Origin of the sequence: Falsiroseomonas sp., assembly GCF_051859025.1 — a bacterium.
Classification (GTDB): domain Bacteria; phylum Pseudomonadota; class Alphaproteobacteria; order Acetobacterales; family Acetobacteraceae; genus Falsiroseomonas.
Genome location: NZ_JBHYGL010000034.1, coordinates 24481 through 50513, shown reverse-complemented (window position 1 = coordinate 50513; position 26033 = coordinate 24481). Strand labels below are relative to the sequence as shown.

Annotated in this window: 28 protein-coding genes and 1 pseudogene; 5 read left to right on the top strand and 24 right to left on the bottom strand. The window is 71.3% G+C overall.

Going from position 1 to position 26033, the window contains the following annotated elements:
• Positions 1-166: 166 nt before the first annotated feature.
• The 3 genes from rnhA to ispH are packed head-to-tail and all read right to left on the bottom strand — an operon-like array spanning position 167 to position 2606.
• A complete protein-coding gene (gene rnhA, locus ACTIE5_RS21360) occupies positions 167-595 on the bottom strand; it encodes a ribonuclease HI (protein WP_439552075.1) in 429 nt (142 codons plus the stop codon).
• Between the two features lie 34 nt (positions 596-629).
• The gene (locus ACTIE5_RS21355) at positions 630-1610 is read right to left on the bottom strand and encodes a homoserine kinase (protein WP_439551745.1); all 981 of its coding nucleotides are present in this window, start codon (positions 1608-1610) and stop codon (positions 630-632) included.
• Between the two features lie 9 nt (positions 1611-1619).
• Positions 1620-2606: a 4-hydroxy-3-methylbut-2-enyl diphosphate reductase gene (ispH, locus tag ACTIE5_RS21350; protein ID WP_439551744.1), complete on the bottom strand. Its 987-nt coding sequence runs from the start codon at positions 2604-2606 to the stop codon at positions 1620-1622.
• A gap of 148 nt (positions 2607-2754) precedes the next feature.
• On the opposite strand from ispH, the gene ACTIE5_RS21345 reads away from it, so the two are divergent.
• Positions 2755-3333 (top strand): hypothetical protein, encoded by a 579-nt coding sequence (locus ACTIE5_RS21345; RefSeq protein ID WP_439551743.1) that lies wholly within the window; start codon positions 2755-2757, stop codon positions 3331-3333.
• A gap of 41 nt (positions 3334-3374) precedes the next feature.
• On the opposite strand, the gene ACTIE5_RS21340 is transcribed toward ACTIE5_RS21345, so the two are convergent.
• The 11 genes from ACTIE5_RS21340 to ACTIE5_RS21290 all read right to left on the bottom strand — a co-directional run bounded on the left by ACTIE5_RS21340 (position 3375) and on the right by ACTIE5_RS21290 (position 11400).
• Positions 3375-3983 (bottom strand): glutathione S-transferase family protein, encoded by a 609-nt coding sequence (locus ACTIE5_RS21340; RefSeq protein ID WP_439551742.1) that lies wholly within the window; start codon positions 3981-3983, stop codon positions 3375-3377.
• 71 nt (positions 3984-4054) lie between these two features.
• Positions 4055-4207, bottom strand: a complete 153-nt coding sequence (locus ACTIE5_RS21335; RefSeq protein ID WP_439551741.1) for a hypothetical protein — start codon at positions 4205-4207, stop codon at positions 4055-4057.
• Complete coding sequence (locus ACTIE5_RS21330) at positions 4176-4721, bottom strand: cupin domain-containing protein (RefSeq protein WP_439551740.1); 546 nt, start codon at positions 4719-4721, stop codon at positions 4176-4178. The genes ACTIE5_RS21335 and ACTIE5_RS21330 overlap by 32 nt, the downstream gene beginning before the upstream one ends.
• Before the next feature lie 55 nt (positions 4722-4776).
• Entirely contained in the window at positions 4777-5247 is a 471-nt protein-coding gene (locus ACTIE5_RS21325) for a copper chaperone PCu(A)C (RefSeq protein ID WP_439551739.1), read from the bottom strand.
• Positions 5248-5257: 10 nt separating this feature from the next.
• On the bottom strand, positions 5258-5608 hold the full coding sequence (locus tag ACTIE5_RS21320) for a hypothetical protein (protein WP_439551738.1): 351 nt from the start codon (positions 5606-5608) through the stop codon (positions 5258-5260).
• Between the two features lie 14 nt (positions 5609-5622).
• A complete protein-coding gene (locus ACTIE5_RS21315; protein ID WP_439551737.1) occupies positions 5623-6138 on the bottom strand; it encodes a YcnI family copper-binding membrane protein in 516 nt (171 codons plus the stop codon).
• Positions 6139-6196: 58 nt separating this feature from the next.
• On the bottom strand, positions 6197-6595 hold the full coding sequence (locus ACTIE5_RS21310; RefSeq protein ID WP_439551736.1) for a DUF2946 family protein: 399 nt from the start codon (positions 6593-6595) through the stop codon (positions 6197-6199).
• Positions 6596-6690: 95 nt separating this feature from the next.
• Entirely contained in the window at positions 6691-7488 is a 798-nt protein-coding gene (locus tag ACTIE5_RS21305) for a Bax inhibitor-1/YccA family protein (RefSeq protein WP_439551735.1), read from the bottom strand.
• Between the two features lie 146 nt (positions 7489-7634).
• The gene (locus ACTIE5_RS21300; protein WP_439551734.1) at positions 7635-8150 is read right to left on the bottom strand and encodes a deaminase; all 516 of its coding nucleotides are present in this window, start codon (positions 8148-8150) and stop codon (positions 7635-7637) included.
• A gap of 21 nt (positions 8151-8171) precedes the next feature.
• Positions 8172-10685: an ABC transporter permease gene (locus tag ACTIE5_RS21295; protein ID WP_439551733.1), complete on the bottom strand. Its 2514-nt coding sequence runs from the start codon at positions 10683-10685 to the stop codon at positions 8172-8174.
• A 4-nt stretch (positions 10686-10689) separates the two neighbouring features.
• Positions 10690-11400 carry an ABC transporter ATP-binding protein gene (locus ACTIE5_RS21290; protein ID WP_439551732.1) on the bottom strand — a complete coding sequence of 237 codons (711 nt, stop codon included), beginning with the start codon at positions 11398-11400 and terminating at the stop codon, positions 10690-10692.
• Between the two features lie 124 nt (positions 11401-11524).
• On the opposite strand from ACTIE5_RS21290, the gene ACTIE5_RS21285 reads away from it, so the two are divergent.
• Positions 11525-12073 (top strand): arylesterase, encoded by a 549-nt coding sequence (locus tag ACTIE5_RS21285; protein WP_439551731.1) that lies wholly within the window; start codon positions 11525-11527, stop codon positions 12071-12073.
• A gap of 36 nt (positions 12074-12109) precedes the next feature.
• On the top strand, positions 12110-12646 hold the full coding sequence (gene thpR / locus ACTIE5_RS21280; RefSeq protein WP_439551730.1) for an RNA 2',3'-cyclic phosphodiesterase: 537 nt from the start codon (positions 12110-12112) through the stop codon (positions 12644-12646).
• Between the two features lie 67 nt (positions 12647-12713).
• On the opposite strand, the gene cysD is transcribed toward thpR, so the two are convergent.
• The 5 genes from cysD to ACTIE5_RS21255 all read right to left on the bottom strand — a co-directional run bounded on the left by cysD (position 12714) and on the right by ACTIE5_RS21255 (position 19031).
• Positions 12714-13634 (bottom strand): sulfate adenylyltransferase subunit CysD, encoded by a 921-nt coding sequence (gene cysD / locus ACTIE5_RS21275; protein ID WP_439551729.1) that lies wholly within the window; start codon positions 13632-13634, stop codon positions 12714-12716.
• 90 nt (positions 13635-13724) lie between these two features.
• Entirely contained in the window at positions 13725-14858 is a 1134-nt protein-coding gene (locus tag ACTIE5_RS21270; protein WP_439551728.1) for a CarD family transcriptional regulator, read from the bottom strand.
• 249 nt (positions 14859-15107) lie between these two features.
• Positions 15108-15440, bottom strand: a complete 333-nt coding sequence (gene fdxA / locus ACTIE5_RS21265; protein ID WP_439551727.1) for a ferredoxin FdxA — start codon at positions 15438-15440, stop codon at positions 15108-15110.
• Between the two features lie 152 nt (positions 15441-15592).
• Entirely contained in the window at positions 15593-15877 is a 285-nt protein-coding gene (locus ACTIE5_RS21260; RefSeq protein WP_439551726.1) for an RNA-binding S4 domain-containing protein, read from the bottom strand.
• 7 nt (positions 15878-15884) lie between these two features.
• The gene (locus tag ACTIE5_RS21255; RefSeq protein WP_439551725.1) at positions 15885-19031 is read right to left on the bottom strand and encodes a helicase-related protein; all 3147 of its coding nucleotides are present in this window, start codon (positions 19029-19031) and stop codon (positions 15885-15887) included.
• A gap of 219 nt (positions 19032-19250) precedes the next feature.
• On the opposite strand from ACTIE5_RS21255, the gene ACTIE5_RS21250 reads away from it, so the two are divergent.
• The gene (locus tag ACTIE5_RS21250) at positions 19251-19619 is read left to right on the top strand and encodes a hypothetical protein (RefSeq protein WP_439551724.1); all 369 of its coding nucleotides are present in this window, start codon (positions 19251-19253) and stop codon (positions 19617-19619) included.
• Positions 19620-19660: 41 nt separating this feature from the next.
• Positions 19661-20803: an MFS transporter gene (locus tag ACTIE5_RS21245; protein ID WP_439551723.1), complete on the top strand. Its 1143-nt coding sequence runs from the start codon at positions 19661-19663 to the stop codon at positions 20801-20803.
• Here the strand turns inward: ACTIE5_RS21245 and ACTIE5_RS21240 are convergent.
• From ACTIE5_RS21240 to acnA, 5 genes and pseudogenes are all read right to left on the bottom strand, one after another.
• Positions 20793-21614 (bottom strand): metallophosphoesterase family protein, encoded by an 822-nt coding sequence (locus tag ACTIE5_RS21240; protein ID WP_439551722.1) that lies wholly within the window; start codon positions 21612-21614, stop codon positions 20793-20795. The genes ACTIE5_RS21245 and ACTIE5_RS21240 overlap by 11 nt on opposite strands.
• On the bottom strand, positions 21583-22536 hold the full coding sequence (locus ACTIE5_RS21235) for a diacylglycerol/lipid kinase family protein (protein WP_439551721.1): 954 nt from the start codon (positions 22534-22536) through the stop codon (positions 21583-21585). The genes ACTIE5_RS21240 and ACTIE5_RS21235 overlap by 32 nt, the downstream gene beginning before the upstream one ends.
• 41 nt (positions 22537-22577) lie before the next feature.
• A pseudogene (locus tag ACTIE5_RS21230) lies at positions 22578-22883 on the bottom strand (type II toxin-antitoxin system RelE/ParE family toxin); the annotation flags it as partial.
• 26 nt (positions 22884-22909) lie between these two features.
• Positions 22910-23179: a ribbon-helix-helix domain-containing protein gene (locus ACTIE5_RS21225; protein WP_439551720.1), complete on the bottom strand. Its 270-nt coding sequence runs from the start codon at positions 23177-23179 to the stop codon at positions 22910-22912.
• A gap of 134 nt (positions 23180-23313) precedes the next feature.
• The gene (gene acnA, locus ACTIE5_RS21220) at positions 23314-26010 is read right to left on the bottom strand and encodes an aconitate hydratase AcnA (RefSeq protein WP_439551719.1); all 2697 of its coding nucleotides are present in this window, start codon (positions 26008-26010) and stop codon (positions 23314-23316) included.
• Between the last annotated feature and the right edge of the window lie 23 nt (positions 26011-26033).

The following is a 26033-nucleotide window of genomic DNA, read 5'->3' as shown; positions in this document are numbered from 1 at the left end:
AGCCGACAGGACACGCGGACGGGTTGAGTGTCGGCGTAACGCGACGCTTCCGTCAACGAGACAATAGCCGTCGGGGGTGCGCCGGCCGGGCGCGGCGCCGGGGGCTGGATGTGAGCGGGGTTTGTCGTGGCAAGGCGCCAGGCGGGGGATGTGTGCCGCCGGGCCGCTACCCCGCTTCCACCCGCGCCCGCGTCGCCAGCACGTCGGCGCGTTCGTTCATCGCGTCGCCGGCATGGCCGCGGACCCATTTCCATTCCACGTCATGCGGCTTGGCGGCTTCCAGCAGGCGCTGCCACAGCGGGTAGTTGGCGACCGGTTCCTTGGCCGCGTTCTTCCAATTGTTCCTGACCCAGCCCTTGATCCAGCGTTCCATGCCGTTGCGGACATATTCGCTGTCGGTGTGCAGCACCACGCGGCAGGGGCGCTTCAGCGCCTCCAGCGCCGCGCAGGCGGCGGTCAGTTCCATGCGGTTGTTGGTGGTGGCGGGGTCGTGGCCCGTCAGCTCCTTCTCCATCTCCCCAAATTTCAGGATGGCGGCCCAGCCGCCCGGGCCCGGATTCGGCTTGCAGCCGCCATCCGTCCAGATCTCCACCAGGGGACGATCGTCCCCCCGGGGATCGATGCGGGGGTCAGACTCCGAGGGCACCGGCGGTCTCGGCCTGGGCGAAGAAACGCAGCTTTCGCAGGTATTCCAAGGGATCCTTCCGGGTCACCAGCGCATCCGCGGGGGTATGCGTCCAGTCATAGAGGCGGGTCAGCAGGAAGCGGATGGCGGCACCGCGGCACAGCACCGGCAGCGCCGCGCGTTCCGCCAGCGACAGCGGGCGGACGCCCTCATACGCCGTCAGCAGGGCTCGCGCCTTGGTGACGTTGAACATGCCATCGGCTTCGAAGCACCAGGCGTTCAGGCAGACGGCGATGTCGTAGGCCAGCAGATCCGTGCAGGCGAAGTAGAAGTCGATCAGCCCGGAAACGCGCGGTCGCCCGGCGGCATCGTCCAGGAAGAAGACGTTGTCGGGAAAGAGGTCCGCATGGATCTGGCCGACCGGCAGCACCCCGGCTTCCGGCCAGGCGGCCAGGATGCCGGCGAGGTGGCCATCCAACTCGGCGACCAGGCCGGGCGAGACCTCATCGCCGCGGTCCCGGCAGCCTTCCAGCAGCGGCGCCCAGCCCTTCGGGCCCAGCGCATTCGGGCGGTTGCGCGGGAAATCCCCGCTGGCGTCATGCAGCCTGGCCAGGGCCTCGCCCAGCGGCGCCAGATGGTCCGGCCGGACCCGGCGCGGCCAGACGCCTTCCAGGAAGGTGCAGATGGCGGCCGGGCGGCCCGCCAGTTCCCGCAGCGACACGCCATCCCGCCCGCGCAGCGGCACCGGGCAGGCCAGGCCGCGCGCCGCCAGATGGTCCATCAGGCCGAGGAAATAGGGCAGTTCAGCCGGATCGACGCGCTTCTCGTACAGCGTCAGCACATAGTCGCCGCGATCGGTGCGCAGCGCGTAGTTGGAATTCTCCACCCCCTCCGCGATGCCGCGGAAGGCGAGGAGGCCGCCGATGTCGTAATCTCTCAGGAAGGCGCGCAGCGCCTCGTCCGAGACCTCGGTATAGACCGCCATGGAGGGGGGCTATTCTGCTGCGTCAGGCTGGACGCCGGGCTGGGAGAGTCCGGGCGGCAGGCGGAAGACCACCTTCTCCTCCGCCACCACCACTTCCTCCACCGCCAGGGTGAAGCGGGTGGCGAGTTTCGCCAGCACTTCCTCCACCAGCACTTCCGGGGCGCTGGCCCCGGCCGTCAGGCCGATGGTGGTGCAGCCATCGGCGATGGCGGGGTCGAGTGCCGCGCCGCGCTGCACCAGCACGGACCGCGCCGCGCCGGCGCGCTTGGCGACTTCCGCCAGCCGCACGGAATTGCTGCTGTTCGGCGCGCCGACGACGATCACGAGCTCCGCCCCCCGGGCCGCGATGGCCTTCACCGCCGCCTGGCGGTTGGTGGTAGCGTAGCAGATGTCCTCCTTCGCCGGGCCGGCGATGTCCGGGAAACGGCGCTGGAGGATGGCGACGATATCGGCGGTGTCATCGACCGAGAGGGTGGTCTGCGTCGTGTAGGCCAGCGGCAGGTCGGAGGGGGCCTCCACCGTCTCGGCATGGGCGGAATCCTCCACCAGCGTCACGGCGCCGGGGGGAAGCTGGCCCATGGTGCCGATGACCTCCGGATGGCCGGCATGGCCGATCAGCATGATGTGGCGGCCGCGGGCGAAATGGCGCTCCGCCTCCCGGTGCACCTTCGACACCAGGGGGCAGGTGGCGTCGAGGGCGAAGAGGTTCCGCTTCGCCGCCGCTTCCGGCACCGCCTTCGGCACGCCATGGGCGGAGAAGACGACGGGCCGGCCGTCATCGGGGATCTCGTCCAGTTCCTCGACGAAGACGGCGCCCTGGCGTTCGAGGCTTTCGACCACGAAGCGGTTGTGCACGATCTCATGCCGCACATAGACGGGTGCGCCGTGGCGGCGCAGCGCCTCCTCCACGATCTTGATGGCGCGGTCCACGCCGGCGCAGAATCCGCGCGGGCCGGCCAGCAACACGTTCAGCCGGGGCTTCGTCTCATCGGGCATCGGGGCTTCGGAGGCTCGGCTTCTAGGTGTGGGGCGGGGATGGGCATAGGGGATAGTCGGGCGGCGCCCGCGATGCGATAGACGCAGCGGGTGGCGCGGCGCCACCTTACCGGCCGCGGTGACGGGTTCAAAGGGGGAGTGCTCCGGCATGACGCAGCCAGGGTTCCGGTCCGTTGTGGCCAAGGGTGTGGCGGTGGTGGCGTTGCCGGCGATGCTGGCGGCCTGCGGTGGCAGCGAATCGACCAGCAACGTGCTGACCGCCGGGCAGGCGCCCTGCCCGCGTATCACCATCCTGGCCGATGGCGCGGACCTGACCCAGTATGTCGCCGGCGCGCCGCGGGACCTGACCACGATGGTGCTGGATGCGCGGATCGCGGGCTTCGACGCGGTCTGCGACTATGCGTCGCGGGACCGCCGGGCGCTGGATGTGCGCGTCACGCCGCGCTTCCAGGTGGAACGCGGGCCGGCCGCGCGGGGCGGCAGCCTCGACCTTCCGTGGTTCGCCGCGGTGTCGGATGCCGGCGACACGGATGTGATCGAGCGCCAGGCCTTCACGGCGCGGGCAGCGATGGCGTCGAACCAGACCCGCATCAACACCAATGGCCAGGCGGCGCGGCTGCGCCTGCCGATCGGCGATGGCGTGTCCGCCGGCAACTACGTGGTGCGCATCAGCTTCCAGCTGACGCCGGACCAACTGGCCCAGAACCGCAGCCGCGGCCCGCGCTGAGGCGGGCCACGGCCGAGGCTAGTGGCCAGGGGTAACGGGGATCAGCCGTCCCGTTGCTTCCGGGCGGCCAGCGCCGCCGGGCGGCTCACGCAGGCATCAAGCCAGGCCTTGGCCTTCGGGAAGGCGCTGAAATCGAAGCCGTTGGACCAGGCGCCGTAGAGCACGGCGGCCAGGTTGCAGTCGGCGATGGTGTAGGTGGCCCCCAGCAGCCAGGGGCCGCCCTTGGCCAGGTGGCCTTCCAGCACCGCCAGGCGCGCGGCGACGCCTTCCGCCCCCGCCTTCGCCACCGCCGCGTCCCGCTGGTCGGCCGGCTTCAGATAGGTGTTGTAGGCCCACATCCCGGCCGAGGGCTCGACCTCCGTCGCCGCCCAGAAGGTCCATTGCAGGACGCGGGAGGCATCGTCGCCCGTGGGCATCAGCGGCGCGCCGGCCTTGGCGGCGATGTGCAGGTTGATCGCCAGGCTTTCGAACAGCGTGAGGTCGCCATCCGTCATGGCCGGCACCTTGCCGTTCGGATTGACGGCCGAGATGGCATCCTTGAGCCCCGGGCCGAAGCCGATCGGGATCACTTCGTAGGGCAGGCCGGCTTCCTCAGCCGCCCAGATGCAGCGGAAGGCCCGGCTGCGCGCGATTCCATGGATTTTCAGCATGGTCGTATCCTTTCCCCAGTAGGTTGGGGAAGGGTTTGCTCCGCTTCGCGGCTGGCGACAACCGGGGCCGGCTATTCCTCGCCGGGCCCGCGTCGCCGCAGATCGGGACAGGGCGTGCCGTCGCGGCGCGTGTACATCGCGGGCTCGCCGAAGCCGGGGGCCAGCATGTCGATATCCGGATAGACGGCGCCGTCACCCTCGATCCGCGTGCCGATCTCCAGCACCAGCGCGCTGGGCGCTGTGGTTGCGGAGGTGGTGGCCATCCGGGTGGCCGGCCTTAACAGGCTGCGGAAAAACGGGACGGGTCGGCTGGACGGCGCCTTTCCGCGCAGGATTCGGGCCAACCCCCTTTGGCGCTTGCCACGATGCAACCACATCGTGTCTGCGCGTCATCCTTTCCTGCACGAAAATTCGCTCGCCCATCCTCAGCCGCCCGTCCTTCCGCAGCCTGTTAAAGCCCGCGGCCTCCCCGGCCTTCAGCACCTCCTCCCCCGCATCCGTCACCAGCGTGACCTCACCGGCCAGGACGAAGACGAATTCGTCGGAGAGGGTCTGCCAGTGGCGCTGGCTGGACCATGCGCCCGGCGGCAGCCGCAGCAGGTTGACGCCGAACTGCGTCAGCCCCGCGGCGTCGCCCAGTTTCGTGCGCGCCCGGGCGAGGCAGGGGGTGTGGAAGGGCGGCGGGTAGAAGGTGCCCACCACCGCGTCCAGGGTGGCGGGATTGATGCGCCTGGCCATGCCGTTTGTCCTCCTCGGGTCGGGGGGCATCACAGCATGGCCGGGTGCTGTCGCGTCAGTGGTGATGGCCGGCTGCGGCCGGACCGCGTGCACCCGCGGATTCGACGGTGAGTTCCACCTGCACCTCCCCCGCCCGTTCGAAGACGAGCGTCACGGGAATGCGCTCGCCCTGCCGCAGCGGGGCGGTCAGGCCGATCAGCATCAGGTGGAAGCCGCTCGGCCGCAGCTGGACCTCGCCCCTTGCCGGGACCTCGATGGCGGGCACGGGGCGCATGCGCATCACGCCATTGTCGTGGATGTGGGTGTGCAGTTCCACCGTGCGGGCGATGGCGGCGCGGGCCGACACCAGGCGGTCCGGCGTGGGGCCGGCGTTGCGCAGCGTCATGAAGCCGGCCCCCGTGCCGCCCTGGCCCGCGGCGCGGGTCCAGGGGGAGGCGACGGTGACGCCTTGCTGCTGGGCCGAGGCGATGCCGGGGACGAGCAGGATCGCCGCGCCGATGGCGGCGCGGCGGGTCAGGATGGTCATGGTGTTCCCCTCAGCCCAGCAGGTCGAGTGTCAGGCTCTGCACGCCGGCGCGGCCTTCGATCCGGCCCGCGAGGCGCGCCAGGTTGGCGGCGATGCGGGCGCCGGCGACGGGATCGCCGGTGGTGCAGGTGTTGTTGGCGATGGTCAGCGCGCGCTGCATCGCCATCCGTTCCTCCGCCGTCGCGTGTTCCATTGCGGCGGCGAGGGCCTGGCGGGCGGGTTCCAGCGCGCCGTCGCAGACGGCGGTGAGGTGGGCTTCCATCGCCTCCGCATCGCAGGCGGCGGCGGGGCGTGGGGCGAGGCTGGCTGCCCCAGCGGCGGCGAGGGCGGCGAGCGGCAGCAGGCGGCGGGTCTGGTCCATGGTCCGGGTCCCCTTCAGTTGCGCGGCGCCAGGCGCAGGGCCGGCGCGGGCATGCGGTAGTCCGTCACGCGGCGGCCGGGTTCCGGGATCTCGACCCAGGCGGCCTGCTTCCCATCCGGGCAATCCTGCACGACGGGAATGTAGAGCAACTCGCCGGCCCGATCGGGCAGGCGCATCCGCACGATGAACTCATCGTAATGCGCGTCTTCAAGGCTGCCACCCTCCCAGATCACCTCAGCGACCGGGGGCGCGGCGCCGTGGCCTGCGGCGGCGGGGGCGGTGGCGCGGGGCACGGTGCGCAGCGTCCAGCCGGCCTTGGGCATGGGGCGGGCTTCCGTCACGCCTTCCGGCAGGCGGACGGTGACGCGGATGGTGGGCGCGCCCTCGCAGCCATGGGGCACGCGGAAGACGGCGCGGTAGGTGGAATTGGGCGGGGCCTGCTGGATTTCCAGCGTGACATGGGCCTCCGCGGCGAGCGGCAGGCAAGCGAGCAGGCCGAGGGTGGCGGCCGCGATGATCGAACGGGACATGATGGGTTCCTGAAGCCGTTGGGCATGCCGGCGCGGGGCCGGCGGGCATGGACGGGGTTCAGGAGGTCGGTGGCGCCCGGGGCTGGGGCTGGCAGCGCGGCGGTGGTGCCGGGCTGGGGGTGGAAGGCGCCGGCGGCTGCGGCGCCTGCACCAGCAGCAGCGGTGCGACCAGGCTGACGGGCGGCGGCGGCAGGGCCACCGTGGCGGGGCCGGCGCAGACGGGGCAGATGCCCGCGGCCGGATGGGCGGGCACGGGGGTGGCGGGGTCCGCGCCATCCTCACCCGTCGGATCGGCCGCGATGGGCATCGCCAAGCGCTGGATGCCGTCCGGCGTGCAGATCTCCAGGTGGAGCAGCGCTTCCGGGGATGCCATGCGCAGGCAATGGCCGAATGCCGTGCCCCACTGCAGCAGCAGCAGGATGGTCAGCAGGCGGATCAGGGCGGGTCGCAGGCGCACGGCGGTGCCATAGCATCGCGGCACCCCAAAACGGAAGCGGCGCGCACCCCGGGGGATGCGCGCCGCCATCTCAGGCCCCTTCCGGGTGCGGATTGCTATTCGCGGCGGACGCCGACGAACTGCAGCAGCAGCTGGAAGATGTTGACGAAGTTCAGGTAGAGGCCGAGCGCGTCGAAGACGCTGCGCTTGCCGGCTTCATCCGTGCCTTCGGCATAGGCGTATTCCAGGTAGTCCGCCTTGATCCGCTGCGTGTCGTAGGCGGTGAGGCCGACGAAGACCACCACGCCGATGACGCTGATCGCGAAGTGCAGGGCGGAGGACTGGATGAACATGTTCACCAGGCCCGCGATGATGATGCCGATCAGGCCCATCATCATGAAGCTGCCCATCCGGGTCAGGTCCGCCTTGGTCGTGTAGCCGTAGAGGCTGACCGAGCCGAACATCGCCGCCGTGATGAAGAAGGTCGAGGCGATGGAGGCGCCCGTGTAGATCGCGAAGATGTTGGACATCGACGCGCCCATCACGGCGCAGAAGACCCAGAACAGCGCCTGCGCCGTCGTCTTGCTCATCCGGTTGATGCCGAAGGACAGCACCAGGATGAAGGCGAGCGGGGCGAACATCGCGACCCAGCCGAGGATGGTCGGCACGGTGCTGACGCCGCGCGGACCGCGGACGACCTGGTAGAACAGCGCGGCCACGTCGGGGTTCGACGAGATCAGGTAGGCCACGATGCCGGTCATCAGGAGGCCGGAGGCCATCCAGTTGTAGACGCGCAGCATGTAGCTCCGCAGCCCTTCGTCGAGCTGCGCCTGATCAACGGCCGCGGACCGCCCGAAGGGCTGGGTCCAGGCCGACGTGCCCGTCTGAAAGCGGTTGTCGGGACCGAAAGCCATGGTTGCTAAACCTCCTGCGGGGCGAGGGTGAGAGCCGCCCCGGCATGCGCCATCATATGGAGTTTTCGTAATCCAGATCAACCCGCACGGCGCGGTCTTCCGCGGCGTCCCGGGCTGCGGGCTGTAGAATCTGGTACGGAGGCGCCCTACGCCGCGCCCTGTACCCAGTAGCCCTGGTGGGGGACGGCGCCCTCGGCCTCCAGCGCCGGGCCCACCACCTCCACCGACTCGGCCGCCGTCGCCAGCACCGCGCGGCAGGAGAGGTTGAGGCCGGCGGTATGGGGCTGGGCGTTTCGCAGATGCAGGATGGCGGCGGCGGACAGGCCGTAAACCACCCTGCCGATGCCGGTGTAGAAGATGGCGGAGGAGCACATGGAACAGGGCTCGCCCGAGGAATAGATGGTGGCCGCCCGCAAGGTGGCGCGGGGGATGCCGGCGGCGATCACGGCCTGGCAGGCATTCATCTCGCTGTGGGCGAGCGTGCCGCCGCCGCCCGCCCCCTGGGTGGACAGCCCCTCCGCCAGGATGGCGCCATCGGCGGCGACCACCACGGCGGAGAAGGGGCGGTCGCCCCGCGCCCGCGCCTTGCCGGCCAGGGCATAGGCGTGGCGGAGGCGGGCGGCATCGTCCGCCGAAAGGGCGGCTTCGGGAAAATGGTCCATGCCCCCGATGAAGCCCGAGACCTACTCGTTCCGCAACAGCGGCGCCGGCCGCGCCCGCAGCGCCAGCGCCGTGCCGATATAGCCGAGGCCGAGAGTCAGCAGCACGCAGCCCGCCACCGTCACCGCCAGCGTCCCCGGCAGGAAGACCCAGGGCGCGTTCATGACGAAGTTCATGACGGCCCAGGAAGCCGCGGAGCCCGCCGCCGCCGCCAGCAGCCCCGCCACCAGGCCGAGCAGCCCGAATTCCACCAGCCAGGCGCCCCGGATCTGGCTGCGCGTGGCGCCGATGGTCTTGAGGATGACGGCATCCCGCACCCGCGCCCGCTGACCCGCGGCGACCGCGCCGGCCAGCACCAGCATCCCCGCCAGCAGCGTGACCGATGACGTGGCCTGGAGTGCCACGCCGACGCGGGACAGCAGCCCCGCCACCGCTTCCAGCGCATCCCGCACCCGGATGCCGGAGACGTTGGGGAAGGCATCGGTGATGGCGCGCAGCACCGAAACCTCCTGCGCCGCGTCGCTGCGGACCGTCGCGATGTGGGTGTGCGGCGCGGCGGAGAGCAGCCCGGGCGACGCCACCATGACGTAGTTGATGCCGAGGCCGCGCCACTGGATCTCCCGCAGGCTCGCGATCTTCAGGTCGATGTCGCGGCCGAGGACATTCACGGTGAGGGTGGCGCCGATGCCGATGCCCCAGCCGCGGGCGATGGCGGCGTCGAAGGACACCAAGGGCGGGCCGCTGTAGTCGGCCGGCCACCACTGGCCCTCCACCAGGCGCGTGCCCTCCGGCGGGGTCGCGGCATAGGTCAGGCCGCGGTCGCCGCGCAGCGCCCAGCGCGTCTCCTCGGTCGCGTTCACCTGCTCCGCCGGCGTGCCGTTCACGGCCACGACGCGCGCCCGGAGCGAGGGCACGCGGCGGACATCGTCGACGCCGGCCTGGGCGCGGGCGATGCGGTCGAATTCCTCCGCCTGGTCGTTCTGGATGTCGATGAAGAAGAAGCTGGGGGCGGCGCGCGGCAGCTGGTCCGCCAACTGGGCGCGGAGATTGCCCTCGATCGTCGCGATGGCGGCCAGCGTCGTCAGGCCGATGCCGAGTGCCACCAGCATGGTCGGCGTCGGCGCGCCGGGGCGATGGAGGTTGGCGAGGCCGAGGCGGAAGGCCGGGCGCCGGATACCGCGCAGCCCCCGCGCGAAGCGCATGAGGCCGGTGGCGCCGAGCCGGAACAGCAGCAGCGTCACCGCCGCGCCGCCGCAGAAGCCGAGCGCGAATTTCGGCTGTTCCGCCGTGCCCACCACCAGCGCCACCAGCGCCAGCGCCGCCAGCAGGTTCGCCAGCAGGATCGGGCGGGACGGCCAGCCCGGATTGGCGGTGACGAGGTCCCGGAACAGCGCCGCCCCCGGGATGCGCTGCGCGCGGCCGAGCGGCCAGAGCGCGAAGGCCAGCGCCGTCAGCAGCCCATACAGCGCCGCCAGCCCCAGCGCGCCGGGGTAGAAGCCGAGCCTGGGCGGCACCGGCAGCGCGCCGGCCAGCGCCTGCGCCGCCAGCCACGTCACGCCGGACCCCACGACGAGGCCGATGGCGATGCCGATCGCCGCCAGCACCAGCACCTGGATCAGGTAGGTGGCCAGGATGGTGCCCGATGGCGCGCCGAGGCAGCGCAGCGTCGCGATGGTGCGGCCACGGGCCTCCAGCCAGGCGCGTACGCCGGTGGCGACTCCGATGCCACCCACCAGCAGGGCGGTGAGGCCCGCCAGCGTCAGGAAGGCCGCGGCGCGGTCCAGGAAGCGGTTCACCCCCGGCTCCGCCTGGTCCGAATAGCGGACGCGCCAGCCACCATCGCCCATCGCGGCCTGCCAGGCGCGGCCGAAGCTGCGGGCCTCGGTCCCCGGCGGCAGCAGGGCGCGGGTGTCGTAGTTCACCAGCGATCCCGGCTGCACCAGGCCCGTGGCGGGCAGGGATTGCGCCAGGATCAGCGCGCGCGGGCCCAGCACGGCGGGGCTCGCCACCCGGTCCGGTTCCTGCGCGATGGTGCCGATGAAGGTGAAGCTGGCCTCCCCGATGCGGATCGCCTCGCCAGGATTGATGCCGAGTCGATCGACGACGGAGGCTTCCAGCGCCACGGCGGGGCGGCCGGCCTGGGGGGCGAGCGTCGCGCCCGTGACGGTGGAGAAGTCGCCGATCAGCGGCCAGGCGGCATCCACCGCCTTCAACTCCACCAGGCTGCGTTCGCCGTTGGGGGCCACGGCCATGGCGCGCATCTCGATCACCTCGGAGACGCGGGCGCCGCGGCTGGTGGCCCAGTCCAGGGCTTCCCGCGACAGGGGGCGGTAGGCGACGCGGACCTCCACATCGCCGCCCAGCAGCCGGGCGCCATCGGCGGCCAGCCCGGCCTTGGTGGCGGATTGCAGCGTGCCGACGGCGGTGATGGCGGCGACGCCCAGCGCCAGGCAGGCGAGGACGATGCGGAGCGAGGCGAAGCCGCCCCGCAATTCCCGCCGCGCCAGGCGGAAGCCCTGGCGGACATGGGTCAGCATGGGCCTATTCCGCCGCCATGCGCAGGCCGTTGCCGCTGTCATTTGTGATGCGGCCATCCTCCATCCGCACCTGCCTGCCGCAACGCTCCGCCAGCGCGGGGTCATGGGTGATGAGGATGAGGGTGGTGCCGAGGCGCTCCCGCAGCCCGAAGAGCAGGTCCATCACGACGCCGCCCGTGGCGCGGTCCAGGTTGCCGGTCGGCTCATCCGCCAGGATCAGCCGCGGTTCCGCCACCACGGCGCGGGCCAGCGCCACGCGCTGCTGCTCGCCGCCCGACATCTGGCCGGGGTAGTGGTCCAGGCGATGGCCGAGTCCAACATCCTTCAGCGCCGCCGCCGCGCGGTCGAAGGCATCACGCCGCCCCGCGAATTCCAGCGGCATCGCCACATTCTCAAGCGCCGACATGGTGGGGATGAGGTGGAAGGCCTGGAAGACGATCCCCACTTCGTCCCGACGGAAGCGGGCGAGGGCGTCCTCGTCCATCGCCTTCAGGTCCTGGTTCGCGACCTGGAGGCTGCCCGCGGTGGGGCGTTCCAGCCCCGCCAGCAGCATGAGGAGCGATGTCTTGCCTGACCCCGAGGGACCGACGATGCCCACAGCCTCCCCCGCGCCGACGCTGAGGTCGACGCCGCGGAGCACATGGACGGGGCCGGAGGCGGCGGCGGCGGTGAAGACGAGGCCGTTCGCCGACACCAGTGCCTGGGGATCTGACATGAAGTCCTCGCAAGGTTTGGCCCGATATGGGCGCCGCGCTGCGCTGCAAAAGGCCATGGCAGGTTGCGGATTGTTGCTGGCGGCGCGCCCTGCGGTAGCACAGGGACAGGAAATCCGCCTGCTGATGCTGGGGGACAGCATCACCGCGGGCTTCGGCCTGGCGCGGGGAGAAGGCCCGCCGGCGCGGATCGAGGCGCTGCTGCGGGCCAAGGGGCGCAATGTGCGCCTGCTGGATGCCGGCGTGTCCGGCGACACCACGGCGGGCGGCCGCGCGCGGCTGGAATGGGCGCTGGCGGACCGGCCCCATGCCGTGATCGTGGCGCTCGGCGGCAATGACGGGCTGCGCGGCCTGACGCCCACGCAGATGCGGGGCAACCTGGTCGCGATCCTGGATGCGCTGGCCCAGCGCCGCCTGCCGGTGCTGCTGGCGGGCATGATCGCGCCGCCCAACCTCGGCGCCGAATACGGCCGGGAATTCGCGGCGGTGTTCAGCGATCTGGCGCGGGACCGTCCCGATATCGTGTTCTACCCCTTCCTGCTGGAAGGCATCGCCGGCGACCCCGCGCTCAACCAGCCGGACCGCATCCACCCCACCGCACGGGGCGCACAATTGCTGGCGGAGCGCATCCTTCCTGCCATCGAAACGCTACTGGACCGGGTGCGGCCTTTGTAGTCCGCTGGGGCTGCCCCGGATTCGGAGCGCCTGCCGATGCTGCGTCTGTTCGTTGCCCTCTCCCTCCCCTCCCTGGTCAAGGCCCAGCTATCGGCCCTGTCCGGGGGCATACCGGGTGCCCGGTGGGTGCCGCCGGAGAATTACCACCTCACGCTGCGCTTCATCGGGGAGGTGCAGGGCTGGCAGGCGGAGGAGGTGGACACGGCGCTGGCCGCCATCCGATGCCCGCGCTTCGACCTGGCGCTGGCCGGCGTCGGCACCTTCGAGAAGGCGGGCCGGATCCAGTCCCTGCATGTGACGGCGGAGCGGTCGGACGCCCTGACCCGCCTGCAGAACAAGGTGGAAACCGCCATGCAGCGGATCGGGCTGGAGCCCGAGCGCCGGCGCTTCGCCCCCCATGTGACGCTGGCGCGGACGGACCGGGCGGAGACGCACAAGCTGATCGGCTTCGTCCAGGCCCACAGCCTGTTCCGCACGCCCCCCGTGACCGTGGAGCATTTTACTCTCTTCTCCTCCTTCCTCGGGAAGGAGGCCGCGCATTACGTGCCGGAAGTGGAATACGAGTTGGCGTGATCGACAACGGCTGGTGAGCGTTGCGGGGCCCGGGCGGCCCGCCTGGTGACTGGCCCGCGGCAGCCTATCAAAAATACCCTTCGCGTTTTTTGCGTTCCATGGAGGCTTCCTGGTCGCTGTCGATCAGGCGGCCCTCGCGTTCACTTTTCCGGCTGTCGCGGATTTCGGCCAGCACTTGGTCGATGGTCTCCGCCCGGCTTTCATGGGCGCCGGTCAGGGGCCAGTCGCCCATGGTGCGGAAGCGGACCCACATCGGTTCCACCGCCTCCCCGGGTTCCAGCGCCATGCGGTCGTCGTCGCGCATGATGAGGGCGCCGGAGCGGCGGACCATGGGCCGTTCGGCGGCGAAATAGAGGGGGACCACCGGGATGTCCTCCGCCGCGATGTAGTCCCAGACGTCGAATTCGGTCCAGTTGGAGAGGGGGAAGACGCGCATCCCCTCACCGGGGTTCAGGCGGGTGTTGTAGAGGCCCCAGAGTTCCGGCCGCTGGTTGCGCGGTTCCCAGGCATGGCCGGCGGTGCGGTGGCTGAAGACGCGTTCCTTGGCCCGCGCCTTCTCCTCATCCCGCCTGGCGCCGCCCAGGGCGGCGTCGAAGCCATGCGCGTCCAGCGCCTGTTTCAGCGCCTCCGTCCCCATGACGTTCATGTGGAGCTGGGAGCCGTGGGTGAGGGGCCCGATGCCGCGCGCCAGGCCATCGGGGTTGGTGTGGACGATGCAGGTCAGGCCGAGTTCGGCCACGCGGCGGTCCCGGAATTCGAGCATCGCCTTGAAGTCCCAGCCCGTCGCGATGTGCAGCAGGGGGAAGGGCGGCTTGCCCGGGGCGAAGGCCTTCATCGCCATGTGCAGGACGACGCTGCTGTCCTTGCCGATGGAATAGAGCAGGACGGGATTGCGGAAGCTGGCCGCGGTTTCCCGGATGATGGCGATGCCCTCGGCCTCCAGGCGCCGGAGATGGGGCGACAGGCGGCTGGGTTGGGCGTCGGGCATGGTCCGGGGGGCTCCGGGGCCGGGCCTCAGGCGGTGATCCTGAGGCCCGGCGTTGTAGTCAGGTGACGGTCTTGAGACCCGGCGTCACCGTCAGGTGACGGTCTTGAGAAATGTCTGCAGCTTGTCGGCCGCGGCGTTCTTGTCCGTGCGGTCGATGGCGGCGAGTTCGGCCGCCAGGCGATCCAGCGCCTGTTCGTAGATCTGGCGTTCGGAGAAGGACTGGTCCGGCTGGCCGGCATTGCGGTGCAGGTCGCGGACCACTTCGGCGATCGCCAGCGGGTCGCCGGAGTTGATCTTCGCCTCGTATTCCTGGGCGCGGCGGGACCACATGGTGCGCTTGATACGGGCGCGGCCACGCAGGACTTCCAGGGCCTCGTTCATCATCTCCGCGCTGGCGAGCTTGCGGAGGCCGGAGGAGGCGGCCTTGTTGACCGGGACGCGCAGCGTCATCCGGTTCTCCTCGAAGGTCACGATGATGACCTTGAGGGACATGCCGGCCACCGGCATTTCCTCGATCCCCTGGACCTGGCCGACGCCATGGGTGGGGTAGACGACATGGTCGCCGGCGTGGAACTCGACCGGCGGGCCCTTGGGCTTCGGCGGCGGGGGCGGGGAGGGGGCGTCATCCCCTTCCTCCACCACCGGCTGGCGGGGTGCGGGGCGGGGGGGATAGACCGGCGGGCGCGCCGAGGCGGCGGCGGCGGCGGTGGGGCGGGGTGGCGTGCTGCGGTTCTGCATCGGGGGGGCCTGGCGCGGCGCGGCTTCGGGCGCGCGGGCGGCGGGCGTCGCGACGGCGGCCGGGGCTTCGGCCGGCGCGGCCTTTGGTGCCGGCATCTCGGCGGCCTTTGCCACGGCTGTTTTCGCCTCGGGGGTCTTGCCCGCGGGGTCCTTGGCCTTCGGCGGCGTCGTGGCGGGGGTCTTGATGGTGGTTGCCTTGCTGTCAGGGGTCTTGGCGGCGGGCGCTGCCGCCTTCGCCGGGGACGCTGCCTGGGGCTTCACGGCGGGCCTGGTCTCAGTGGGCTTGGCGGCGGCCTTGCCGGGCGGCTTCGCCACGGCGGCAGCCTTGGCGGTGGCAGCCTTGATAGTGGCCGCCTTGGCGGTGCCAACCTCGGCGGTGCCAACCTCGGCGGTGCCAACCTCGGCGGTGCCAACCTCGGCAGTGGCGGCCTTCGGCTTGGCGCCGGCCTTCGCGGCGCCCGTCTGCGCCTGGGCGGTTTGCTTCATCACGCCACCCGCTTTCCATGCCGCGTCACGGACGACCTGCCACGTTGCATCCCCCGCTGGGGGATGGCATCGCGGGCGAGGCCCGGTCGCGGGCTTGTCATGAACCCGATGAGGGGGAAACGCGCGGCGATCCGTGTCGTTTTCCCGATCCCATTGATAACATAACACAAACCGGCGTGCGTTTCCACCCCCGCCCCGGCCGGGGGAGGCGCGGGTGCGGGCTTGCTCGCGGCGTGGCGCGATCCGGGTTCAGGGGGAGCCGGGATTGGGGTCGAAGAGGTCCTTCTTCCCCGGCTTGTCCTTCCATTCATCCGCATCGGCGGGCGCCTGGCCCTTGCGGGTGATGTTCGGCCATTGCGTGGAATAGGTGCGGTTCAACTCGACCCAGGGCGTCGCCTTGTCGTCGCTGTCGGGCAGGATGGCTTCCGCGGGGCATTCCGGTTCGCAGACGCCGCAATCGATGCATTCGTCGGGATGGATGACGAGCATGTTCTCGCCCACGTAGAAGCAGTCCACCGGACAGACCTCCACGCAGTCCATGTACTTGCACTTGATGCAGTTCTCGGTGACGACGTAGGTCAACTGCGCCTCCGGCGGAGATGCGTGCCGCGCCCCTGCGGCGGCTTTCGTCCGCGCCATGCCAGCAGCGCGGAGATGACGACATGGCCCGGCGCGCGACGCAAGGCAAGCGGGGTATGCCGCGCTGCGTGATCCAACGTCATCCGGAGTGGGGGTCAAACCGGATCGGAGAGATCGTCATAGAGCGCCCGCGCCTCGCTCGCAGGGCCGCGCCGCTCCGCCAGCGCCAGCACGCGCCAGACCCGCACGCGCCCGCCGATCGCCAGGGTCAGCACATCCCCCACGCGCAGCTTCGCATGGGGCTTGTCGGTCGGCAGGCGGTTGATGCGCACCCGGCCGGCCGAAACCTGCCGGGCGCATTCCCCCCGCGTCTTGGCCAGCCGCGCGCACCAGAGCCAGAGGTCGAGACGCTGGAAATCGCGCCCTTCCCCTGCCTCCATGCCGCGATCAGTCCTTCTTCAGCTTCAGCTGCGCCAGGACGGCGAAGGGCGAATCGGGCTTCGGCGCCGCGATCACCTCCCGCGGCCGGTCGCGCGGGCCGAAGCGGTCGCCGCCCCGGTCACCACCGCGATCCGGGCGAGGCCCGTCGAAGCGCGGCCGGTCGCCGCGCGGGCGATCGGGGCGCGGGCCATCGGGGCGCCGTTCCGGGCGGGGGCCGTCGAAGCGCGGCCGATCGCCCTGGGGGCGATCACCCTGGGGGCGATCCTGGCGCGGACGATCACCCTGCGGGCGGTCAGCCTGGGGTGCCGGCGGCTGGTCGCCGGCCGGCGCGGCATCCCGGGGCGGGCGCGGGCCGGAGTCGCGGCGCGGCCCGAAGTCCCGGCGCTGGCCATCGCGCTGTCCTTCCCGGGGCGGCCCATCCCGCCGCTGTCCTTCCCGCCGCTGTCCGTCCCTGGGCGGGCCATCGCGGCGCGGGCCGCGATCCGGGCGGGGCTGGCGCAGCTCCGGCGGGATGGGCGGGCCGAAATAGACGGGGCGCGGCGTGCCATCCGGCGCGGCTTCCGGGCGGGGGGCGCGCTGGCGGTCACCCTGCCTGTCGTCCCGGCGGGGACCACGCGCCTGCTCGGCCCGGCCTTCGCCACGCCCTTCGGCACGTCCCTCGGGACGGCGGGGGCCACGCTGCCCCTGGCGTTCGGGGCGGTGGACGCTGATGCGGGCGGGTGCGGGCGGGCCGAACTGCCCTTCCTCCAGCTCGCTGCCCGGCATCAGGCGGAAGCCCATGGCTTCCAGCGCCATCGGCAGCGTGTCGCCCTTCACGCCGAGGCGCGATGCCAGCCCTTCCGGCACCGGCGCGGGCGCGCGGCGCGTCAGGTAGCCGAGTTCCCCCGCGATGCGTTCCGCGACATCGAGGCGCAGCAACACGCGCCCCGCCGGCAGCCAGCCCGCCATGATGGCGAAGCCGGAGGGCCAGCCTTCCGGCCCGCGCGGCGTGTTGGGATCCTCCGGCGCCGGCAGCGGCACCTCCGGCAGCGTCACCGCCACCAGGCCGGGGTTGGGCAGCAGCGGCGTCGGGATGTTGCGGCGGAGCGCCCAGAGCTGGGCGCGCAGCTGCATCGCCCGCGGCTTCAGCACATCGGGCATATACAGCGCATAGCGCCCCGCCCGGATGCCGATGGCCTTGAGGCGCGTCCGCAGATCGGCCGGCACCTCCCGGTCCGTCGCGCCGGGGGCCAGGCCCATATTCTCCCGCAGCCGGAAGGCCGGGCCGCGCAGCGTGTTGTCCTCGGCTGCCTTGGCCTCCATGGCCTCCAGCCCGCCGAGTTCCTTCTTCACCAGCGCATCGAGCCAGAGCGCGAGCTTGGCCCGCACCCTTTCGCGCTGCGTGTTGTCCAGGAATTCGGTGGCGATGACGTCCACATGGGGCTTCAGCGGTTCCGGCCCCGGGCGCAGCCGCGCGACCTCCGCATTGTCCCACATGACGCGGTGCTGGGGCGTCAGGGTGAAGGCCTCGTCCTTCGCCATCTCCAGCGCGGCCAGGCGGCGGGGCATCTCCTCCCGCAGCGCGCGGCGGGCGGCACGGAGGACGAGGCGCTTCTCCTCCTCCTTCGTCGCATCCGGGTCGGGGTGAAAGTGGAAGCCCTGCACCTTGCCGACGGAATGGCCTTCCACCAGCACGTCGCCCTGGCGGGTGACGGCGGAAAGAAGCTCCTTCTCCGTGTCGTCCAGGCTGCGGATCAGGTGCGCGGCGCGGCGGTCCACGAATCGGGCGATCAGGCGTTCATGCAGAGCGTCGCTGACCGCTTCCTCGGCGCGGCGGGCCTCGGCCTGCTGCGTCTCGGCGTCCGTCAGCCAATCCGCGCGGGCGGCGATGTAGGCCCAGATGCGGATATGCGCGAGGCGCGCCATCAGCGTGTCGAGGTCGCCCTCCACATTGCCCAGCGCGGCGATGTTGCTCGCCACCCAATCCGTGGGCAGGCGGCCTTCCTGCGCGAGATGCGTGAAGATCTTGCCGCAGAGCCTGGTGTGGCTGTCATCCGACATCTTGCGGAAATCGGGCACCTGGCAGGCTTCCCACAGCAGCCGCACGCGGGCGCGGCCCTGCGCCAGGCCGCGCGTCTCCACCTCCCGCGACAGCGCGTTGAGCGTGATGTGGTCGACCGCGTCATTGCCCTTGGCGAGGCCGGGCTGGGGCGGCGGCGCGGCCAGGCTGTCCAGCAGCCCGTCGATGCTGCCGAAATCGAGGTCGCTGTTCCGCCAGGCGATCTGGGACAGGGCCTCGAAGTGATGGCCCTCGATCTGGTGGGCGAGTTCGTCCGGCAGGGGCGGGCATTCGGCCGTGGTGCCGAAGGTGCCGTCCCGCATGCCGCGGCCGGCGCGGCCTGCGATCTGCGCCGCTTCCTGCGCGTTCAGGGCGCGCAGGGTGTGGCCATCGAATTTTTTCAGATCGGCGAAGGCGACATGGTCGACATCCATGTTCAGGCCCATGCCGATGGCGTCCGTCGCCACCAGGAAATCGACTTCACGATTCTGGTAGAGCGCCACCTGCGCGTTCCGCGTGCGGGGCGACAGCCGCCCCATCACCACGGCGCAGCCGCCGCGGCGCCGGCGCACGGCCTCCGCGATGGCGTAGACCTCCGTCGCGCTGAAGGCGACGATGGCGGAACGCGGCGGCAGCTTCGTCAGCTTGGCGTTGCCGGCGTGGGTGAGCTGCGAGAGGCGCGGGCGCGTCTCGATCTCGGCCTGCGGGACCAGGCGCTGCAGCAGGGGGCGGATGGTCTCCGCACCCAGGAACATCGTCTCGACCAGGCCGCGGGCATGCAGCAGGCGATCGGTGAAGATGTGGCCGCGATCCGCATCGGCGCAGAGCTGGATCTCGTCCACCGCCACGAATTCGGCGCGGCGGTCGAGCGGCATGGCCTCCACCGTGCAGGCGAACCAGCGCGCCTCCGGGGGGACGATCTTTTCCTCCCCGGTGATGAGGGCGACGTATTTCTCCCCCTTCGCGGCGACCATGCGGTCGTAATTCTCGCGCGCCAGCAGGCGCAGCGGGAATCCGATGATGCCGGAGGCATGCGCCAGCAATCGCGTGATGGCGAGGTGTGTCTTGCCGGTATTGGTGGGGCCGAGGACGGCGCGGACCCGGGGAGCGAACATCTGGCCGTGTGACCTTGTGGTATCGGACATCTGGTTGGTCGGCATGGTCCGTGGGGGAGGTGACGGGTGGCACGCCATCGCGGGCTTGGCAACCTTTGGGGCCGGATTGGGCCGGCAAGGGCCTGCCGTGCGGCCTGGCAACGAAGTGTAAATCTTCGTGCGGGAGGGTGGGCTCCTGGCCGGCCCCCCCGCCGCGCCAGCTGGGGCAGGAGGCCCTGCATGACCCATCCGCGAAGCCCGGCAGCCCTGCCGCGGCGGATACCATGGCTGATCGGCCTGGCCGTGGGCGCCCTCTCCCTGGCCGTTGCCTGGCTCGCCGCCGGCATCGTGCCGCAGGACCTGATGGACCCGGCGCCGATGCCGGAAGCCGAGCGCCTGGCCCTGACCGTGCTGGCCGTCACGGTCGCGGCACTCGCCATCCTGGCCGGGATCGCGGCCTTCGCCCTGGAATCGAGCCTGGAGCCCCCCATCGCGGCCCCCCCTGTCGCGGACACCCCCGTCGCGGACACCCCCGTCGCGGTCCGGCGGCCCCTGCCGGTGGCGCCGGCGCGGCACCATGCGCGCGTGGGCTTCAGGGAAGCGGCCTGACCCCCTTTCGCCGCTGACCCGCAACGGTCAGGTTGCGCGCCGTGACCCTTGCCGCGCGCCATGCCCTGATCTTCGCCACGCAATTCGCCGCGGTTGGCGTCATCCTGCCCTTCCTGCCGGCGGTGCTGGCGGGGCATGGGCTGTCGGCCGAACAGGTGGCGGCGGTGCTGGCGGTGGGGTCCGCGGTGCGGCTGGTGGCCGGGCCGCTCGGCGGGCGGATCGCGGATGCGATCGGCAATGCGCCGGCGGTGCTGGCGGCCTCGGCCGCGATCTCGGCGCTGGCGGCCTGCGGCTTCCTGCTGCCGGCGGGCTTTCTCATGCTGCTGGTGGTTCAGGCGGTGCACAGCGCGGCGATCGCGCCGATCGTGCCGCTGACGGATGCGGTGGCCGTCAACGCCGCGCGCGGGAAACCCGGCTTCGACTATGCGCGGGTCCGGGCCGCCGGCAGCATCGCCTTCATCCTGGCGGCGCTGGCGGGCGGGCAGGCGGTGGCCATCGCCGGCACCCAGGGCGCCGTGGTGCTGCTGGTGCTGTGCCTGGCGGGCACGGCGGTGGCGGCGCTGCTGCTGCCGCGCGCGGCCCCGGGCGCATCCCGCGCCGCGCGGGGCTGGGCGGGGTTCCTGGCGCCGCTGCGCATCCCGGCCTTCCGGCGGCTGCTCGCGGTCTCCGCCCTGATCCAGTCCAGCCACGCGCTCTACTACGCCTTCGGCACGCTGCACTGGCAGGCGGCGGGGCTGGGGGCGGGGCTGATCGGCGCGCTCTGGGCCACGGGGGTGGTGGCGGAGGTCGCGCTGTTCCTCTGGGGCCGCGGCATCGTCGCGCGGCTGGGCCCCATGGGGCTGTCCGTGGCGGCGGCGCTGGCGGGCGTGCTGCGCTGGGGCATCACGGCGGTCACGGTCGATCCGCTGCTGCTGTTCCCGGCCCAGGTGCTCCACGCCGCCACCTTCGGGATGCAGCATCTGGCGGCCATGGCGGTGCTGGCGCGGGTGGTGCCCCCGGCGGAGGCCGCGACGGCGCAGACGCTGCACGCCGCACTCGGCGTCGGCCTCTGGATGATGCTGGTGACGCTGGCCTGCGGCCCGGCCTATGCGGCGCTGGGGGGCGCGGGTTTCTGGGGCATGGCGGCGCTCTGCGTCCTGGCGGTGCCGGCGTCGCTGGCGCTGGGGCGCGCGCTCAGGCGGTGACGGAAGTGGGCGCGTCCCGCCAGGCGGTGCCGTCCCAGACCCGGGTCGCGACGCGGGCCTGCCCATCCTCCACCGTGATGCGGTTATAGGCGTTGGGCGTGCCGCGCAGCCGGGTCGAGGTTGCCGTCGCCGCCTGTACCAGCAGCATCCCCCCCTCGCCGACCGGCCTGATGTCGCCGAGGTGGAGATGCCCCGTCAGCACCAGCCCGACCCCGTGCCGCGCGAAGGCTTCCAGCGCCGGCGCCGCATTCCCCACCAGCCGCGCCGCCGGTGCCATGGCGGGCGCCACGAAGGGGTGGTGCGCGACGACGATGCGGAACAGCCCCGGCGGGATCGCCGCCAGCCTTGCCTCCGCATGGGCGAGGCGGGAGCGGGAGACGCGGCCGCGCGCCCAGTTGAGATAAAGCCCCCCGCGGCGCGCGGTGTTGAGCCCCACCACCGCTATCTCCCCATCCATGAAGACCGGCTCCGTCTCCGGCGCCACATGCCGGCGCCAGCGGCCATAGGGGTCGGTGAAACGCTCGATCACGTCATAGGGCGTCATGTCGTGGTTGCCTGGCACGGCGAGCATGGGCACGGGGATGGCACGCAGGAAGGTCATCGCCGCGATGAATTCCCGGTGCCGCGCCTGCTGCGTCAGGTCGCCGGAGATGGCGAGCAGGTCCGGCGGGTTCAGCGACAGGTCGGCCGCCAGCGCCGCGACGACGGAGGGATCCTCCGACCCGAAATGCAAATCCGACAGATGGGCGATGCAGCGCGCCATGGTCAGGATGCCATCGTCAGGCCAGCGCGGCGCCGGGGGGCAGCGCATCCGCCGCCGGTGCATCCACCGTGACCGGCGCCAGGCGGGGCGCGATGACGCGCAGCGCCGCGCGGTGGGTGCGATAGACCAGCGGCGGCGGCAGCAGCACGGCCTCCCCGTCATTCATCACGCGGAGCGCGGTGCGGGGCGTGTGGATCGTGACCTCCCGCGCCGTGCGTTCATGCACCAGCCGCGCGCCTCGCCAGGTGCCGAGGAACATCCCCACCATCAGCCGTACCCACCAACAGGCGCCGTAGCGCCGCGCGACATAGAGGGCGAGTTCGCCGCGATCGAGGCGGGGCTTGGCCATCACCTGGCCGAAGCCCTCGGCATAGGCGTTGTTCGCGACCGACAGCGCCCGCGTCCACAGCCGCACGCTGCGCCCTCCATCGAGCGCGACGCTGAGGCGCATCGGCCGGTGGTGCCAGCCCGCCCGCAAGGCGGCCAGCGCGAAGGCGACCCGCGTGCGGAAGGAGGCGCGGCCCCGGTGCCGTTCGCGGTGCCGGCCGAGCCAGGACGGCGATCCGATGACGGAGGAGCACAGAAAGAAATGGCCGTTCACCTCCGCCACATCGATCTCCCGGATCGCGCCATGGGCCAGCGCTTCCGCCGCCTCCGCGAGGTCCAGCGGGATGCCGAGGTCCTTGGCCAGCATGTTCATGGTGCCGAGCGGCAGGATGCCGAGCGCGGCCGGCCCGCCCATCAGCCGCGCCGCCGCCGCCGCGATGGTGCCGTCCCCGCCGCCCACCACCACCGCATCCGCGCCATGCGCGACGGCGTGATCCAGCCGTGCCAGCAGCCCGTCCGGATGTTCCGGAACCAGCACGGCATCGAGCCCCGCGGCCTCCAGGTGTCGCGCCACCTCAAGCGCGATCTGGTCGCGGCCGAGGGCGGAGCCGGAGGCGGAATTGATCACGACGGCGATGCGCATGAAGGCCGTAACGGATGCGGGTGCGTCGGGTTCGCCGGGGTTCAGGGCGCCAGGTGCTGCGTGGGGTCCATGGCGGCGTGGAGAAGGCGGAGGATGGCGATGCCGCCGCCTTCCCGGATGCAGAACAGGATGTGGGGGGAAGCGCTGCGCCGGCGCCCGGCGATCCAAAGGGGGTAGGCGCGGAACCCCTCGGCGATGTCACGGCGATCGACGCTGCCGATCCGGTCGGGCTCCGCTGCGACCAGAAGGGCGGCCCGGTGGATCAGGGCGGCATAGCTGTCGTGCTGGATGGTGCCGAAGTGGCGCAAGGTGTGGGCCAGGATGGCGCGTAGATCCTCGGCCGCCCGTGGGGCAAGCCGTTATCCGGGCGCGGTCACGCGATGCGTTCGGCTTCCGCGCGGACCTGCCGGGCGATGTCCTGGACCGTGAGGTCGGAGAACCGCCCCGCATCGGCCTCGATGGCGCCGCGCCGGACTTCCCGGCGCAGGATCGCCAGCTTCTCGCCATGCACCTGGTTCTCCTGGCGCAGGACGAAGAGGGCATCGCGCAGCGCTTCGCCGGCATCGGCGTATTCGCCCCGCGCCACCGCTTCCTCGACGAAGCGGGCCAGGGGTTCGGTCAGCTCCACGGTCAGGCTCGGCATCGCGCCCTCCTCCTGCGCCACTGTCCCGAAGCCGGGCCGGCGGTGTCAACGCAAATGGGCGGCCTGCCCCGGACGCGAAAGGGGCGCGGCCCTTGCGGACCGCGCCCCCTTCCAGCCCATCGGTGAAGGGTGGCTTACGCCGCCTTCGCCATGCCGCGCAGCACGTAGTTCAGGATGCCGCCATTGCGGTAGTACTCGACCTCATCCGCCGTATCGACGCGGCACATCAGCGTCGTCGTGTGCGTCGTGCCGTCGGCGCGATGGATCACCATCGTCACGTCCATGCGCGGCGACAGTTCCTCGATGCCCAGCAGGTCGATCGTCTCGGCGCCGGTGATGCCGAGGGACTTGCGGTCCTCGCCATTCTTGAAGACCAGCGGCAGCACGCCCATGCCGACCAGGTTGGAGCGGTGGATGCGCTCGAAGCTCTCCGCGATCACGGCCTTGGCGCCCAGCAGGAAGGTGCCCTTGGCCGCCCAGTCGCGGGACGAACCCGTGCCGTATTCCTTGCCGCCGAAGATGACCAGCGGCACGCCTTCCTTCTGGTACTTCATGGCCGCGTCGTAGATCGGCATCACCTCGCCCGAGGGCTGGTGCTTGGTCACGCCACCCTCGGTGCCCGGGGCCAATTCGTTCTTGATGCGGATGTTGGCGAAGGTGCCGCGCATCATGACTTCATGGTTGCCGCGGCGGGCGCCGTAGCTGTTGAAGTCGTTCTGGCGGACCTGGTGTTCCAGCAAATAGTCGCCCGCGGGGGACGCCTTCTTGATGGAGCCGGCCGGGGAGATGTGGTCGGTGGTGATGCTGTCACCCAGGCTCGCCAGGATGCGCGCGCCGTGCACGGACTTGATGTCCGCCACATCCATCGTCATGCCCGTGAAGTAGGGCGGGTTCTGGACGTAGGTGGAGCCGCTGTTCCAACGATAGGTGTCGCTGTCCGCATCGACGCGGATGGCCTGCCACTGCGCCGGTCCCTTGAAGACGTCGCCGTAGCGTTCCATGAACATCTTGCGGGTGACAACGGCGTGGACGGTGTCGTTCACCTCCTGCGTCGTCGGCCAGATGTCCTTCAGGAACACGGGCTGGCCGTCGCTGCCGGTGCCGATCGGGTCGGTCGTCAGGTTCAGCTTCACCGTGCCGGCCAGCGCATAGGCCACGACCAGCGGGGGCGAGGCCAGGTAGTTGGCGCGCACATTGGCGTGCACGCGGCCTTCGAAGTTGCGGTTGCCGGACAGCACGCTGGAGACGACCAGCTTGTTGTTCTCCACCGCATCCACGATCGGCTCCGCCAGCGGGCCGGAATTGCCGATGCAGGTCGTGCAGCCATAGCCGACCGTCTGGAAGCCGAGCGCATCGAGGTCCGCGGACAGACCCGCCTTGTCCAGATACTCGGTCACCACCTGGGAGCCAGGCGCCAGCGAGGTCTTCACCCAGGGCTTCGGCTTCAGGCCCTTGGCCCGCGCCTTGCGGGCCACGAGGCCGGCGGCGACGAGGACATAGGGGTTGGAGGTGTTGGTGCAACTCGTGATGGCCGCGATCACGACATCGCCGTGGCCGAGGTCATAGTTGCTGCCTTCCACCGGCACGCGCAGATCGGCCTTGTCGCCCGGCACGCCCATCGTGCCCGCCGCCAGGTCCTTGGAGAAGGAGGAGGCGATGTTGGACAGCGCCACGCGGTCCTGCGGGCGCTTCGGGCCGGCCATGGAGGGTTCGACCGTCGACAGGTCGAGTTCCATCGTATCCGTGAAGACCGGGTCGGGCGTCGTGGCGTCGCGCCACATGCCCTGTGCCTTCGCGTACGCCTCGGTCAGCGCGATGCGGTGTTCGTCGCGGCCGGAGATGCGCAGGTAGTCGATGGTGGTCTTGTCCACCGGGAAGAAGCCGCAGGTGGCGCCGTATTCCGGGGCCATGTTGCCGATCGTCGCGCGGTCGGCCAGCGGCAGGACATCGAGGCCCGAGCCGTAGAACTCCACGAACTTGCCGACGACGCCCTTCTTGCGGAGCATCTGCGTCACCGTCAGCACCAGGTCGGTGGCGGTGATGCCTTCCTTCAATTCGCCGACCAGCTTGAAGCCGATGACGTCGGGGATGAGCATGGCGATGGGCTGGCCGAGCATCGCGGCCTCGGCCTCGATCCCGCCGACGCCCCAGCCCAGCACGCCGAGGCCGTTGACCATCGTCGTGTGGCTGTCGGTGCCGTAGCAGCTGTCCGGGAAGGCGTAGGTGTCCGGCCCGTCCTGCGACGTCCAGACCACCTGCGCCAGGTATTCCAGGTTCACCTGGTGGCAGATGCCCGTACCGGGCGGCACCACGCGGAAATTCGCGAAGGCGGACTGGCCCCAGCGGAGGAACTCATAGCGCTCCCCATTCCGCTCGAACTCGATGTCCACGTTCTTCTGCAGCGAGTCCTTGGTGCCGGACACGTCCACCATCACGGAGTGGTCGATGACGAGATCGACCGGCACCAGCGGGTTCACCTTGCGCGGATCGCCGCCCAGCGTGCTGAGCGCATCGCGCATCGCGGCCAGGTCGACCACGGCGGGAACACCCGTGAAATCCTGCAGCAGGATGCGGGCGGGGCGGAAGGGGACCTCCTTGGTGGAGCTGCCCTTCTCAAGCCAGCCGGCGACGGCCTTGGCGTCGTCCACCGTGTAGCTGCGCCCATCCTCGAAGCGCAGCACGTTCTCCAGCAGCACCTTGAGGCTGTAGGGCAGGCGCGTGACGTCGCCGATCTTGGCCGCCGCCTCGGGCAGGCTGAAGTAGTTGTAGTCCTTGCCGTCCACCGTGAGGGTACGGCGGGTCTTCAGGCTGTCCTGCCCGATCATCCGCATGGTCCGGTTATCCCCGTCGTGGC

Excerpts from the sequence above, each read along its gene's own strand:
- ACTIE5_RS21290 (WP_439551732.1), bottom strand. The coding sequence starts at position 11,400 with ATGTCAGATCCCCAGGCACTGGTGTCGGCGAACGGCCTCGTCTTCACC.
- ACTIE5_RS21260 (WP_439551726.1), bottom strand. The coding sequence starts at position 15,877 with ATGGAGGCAGGGGAAGGGCGCGATTTCCAGCGTCTCGACCTCTGGCTC.
- ACTIE5_RS21225 (WP_439551720.1), bottom strand. The coding sequence starts at position 23,179 with ATGCCGAGCCTGACCGTGGAGCTGACCGAACCCCTGGCCCGCTTCGTC.
- ispH (WP_439551744.1), bottom strand. The coding sequence starts at position 2,606 with ATGCCCGATGAGACGAAGCCCCGGCTGAACGTGTTGCTGGCCGGCCCG.
- ACTIE5_RS21250 (WP_439551724.1), top strand. The coding sequence starts at position 19,251 with ATGACCCATCCGCGAAGCCCGGCAGCCCTGCCGCGGCGGATACCATGG.
- ACTIE5_RS21270 (WP_439551728.1), bottom strand. The coding sequence starts at position 14,858 with ATGAAGCAAACCGCCCAGGCGCAGACGGGCGCCGCGAAGGCCGGCGCC.
- acnA (WP_439551719.1), bottom strand. The coding sequence starts at position 26,010 with ATGCGGATGATCGGGCAGGACAGCCTGAAGACCCGCCGTACCCTCACG.
- cysD (WP_439551729.1), bottom strand. The coding sequence starts at position 13,634 with ATGCCCGACGCCCAACCCAGCCGCCTGTCGCCCCATCTCCGGCGCCTG.
- thpR (WP_439551730.1), top strand. The coding sequence starts at position 12,110 with ATGCTGCGTCTGTTCGTTGCCCTCTCCCTCCCCTCCCTGGTCAAGGCC.
- ACTIE5_RS21320 (WP_439551738.1), bottom strand. The coding sequence starts at position 5,608 with ATGGACCAGACCCGCCGCCTGCTGCCGCTCGCCGCCCTCGCCGCCGCT.
- ACTIE5_RS21355 (WP_439551745.1), bottom strand. The coding sequence starts at position 1,610 with ATGGCGGTCTATACCGAGGTCTCGGACGAGGCGCTGCGCGCCTTCCTG.
- ACTIE5_RS21325 (WP_439551739.1), bottom strand. The coding sequence starts at position 5,247 with ATGACCATCCTGACCCGCCGCGCCGCCATCGGCGCGGCGATCCTGCTC.
- ACTIE5_RS21330 (WP_439551740.1), bottom strand. The coding sequence starts at position 4,721 with ATGGCCAGGCGCATCAATCCCGCCACCCTGGACGCGGTGGTGGGCACC.
- ACTIE5_RS21285 (WP_439551731.1), top strand. The coding sequence starts at position 11,525 with ATGCTGGGGGACAGCATCACCGCGGGCTTCGGCCTGGCGCGGGGAGAA.
- ACTIE5_RS21305 (WP_439551735.1), bottom strand. The coding sequence starts at position 7,488 with ATGGCTTTCGGTCCCGACAACCGCTTTCAGACGGGCACGTCGGCCTGG.
- ACTIE5_RS21300 (WP_439551734.1), bottom strand. The coding sequence starts at position 8,150 with ATGGACCATTTTCCCGAAGCCGCCCTTTCGGCGGACGATGCCGCCCGC.
- ACTIE5_RS21240 (WP_439551722.1), bottom strand. The coding sequence starts at position 21,614 with ATGCGCTGCCCCCCGGCGCCGCGCTGGCCTGACGATGGCATCCTGACC.
- ACTIE5_RS21235 (WP_439551721.1), bottom strand. The coding sequence starts at position 22,536 with ATGCGCATCGCCGTCGTGATCAATTCCGCCTCCGGCTCCGCCCTCGGC.
- ACTIE5_RS21345 (WP_439551743.1), top strand. The coding sequence starts at position 2,755 with ATGACGCAGCCAGGGTTCCGGTCCGTTGTGGCCAAGGGTGTGGCGGTG.
- ACTIE5_RS21340 (WP_439551742.1), bottom strand. The coding sequence starts at position 3,983 with ATGCTGAAAATCCATGGAATCGCGCGCAGCCGGGCCTTCCGCTGCATC.
- ACTIE5_RS21315 (WP_439551737.1), bottom strand. The coding sequence starts at position 6,138 with ATGTCCCGTTCGATCATCGCGGCCGCCACCCTCGGCCTGCTCGCTTGC.
- ACTIE5_RS21295 (WP_439551733.1), bottom strand. The coding sequence starts at position 10,685 with ATGCTGACCCATGTCCGCCAGGGCTTCCGCCTGGCGCGGCGGGAATTG.
- ACTIE5_RS21255 (WP_439551725.1), bottom strand. The coding sequence starts at position 19,031 with ATGTTCGCTCCCCGGGTCCGCGCCGTCCTCGGCCCCACCAATACCGGC.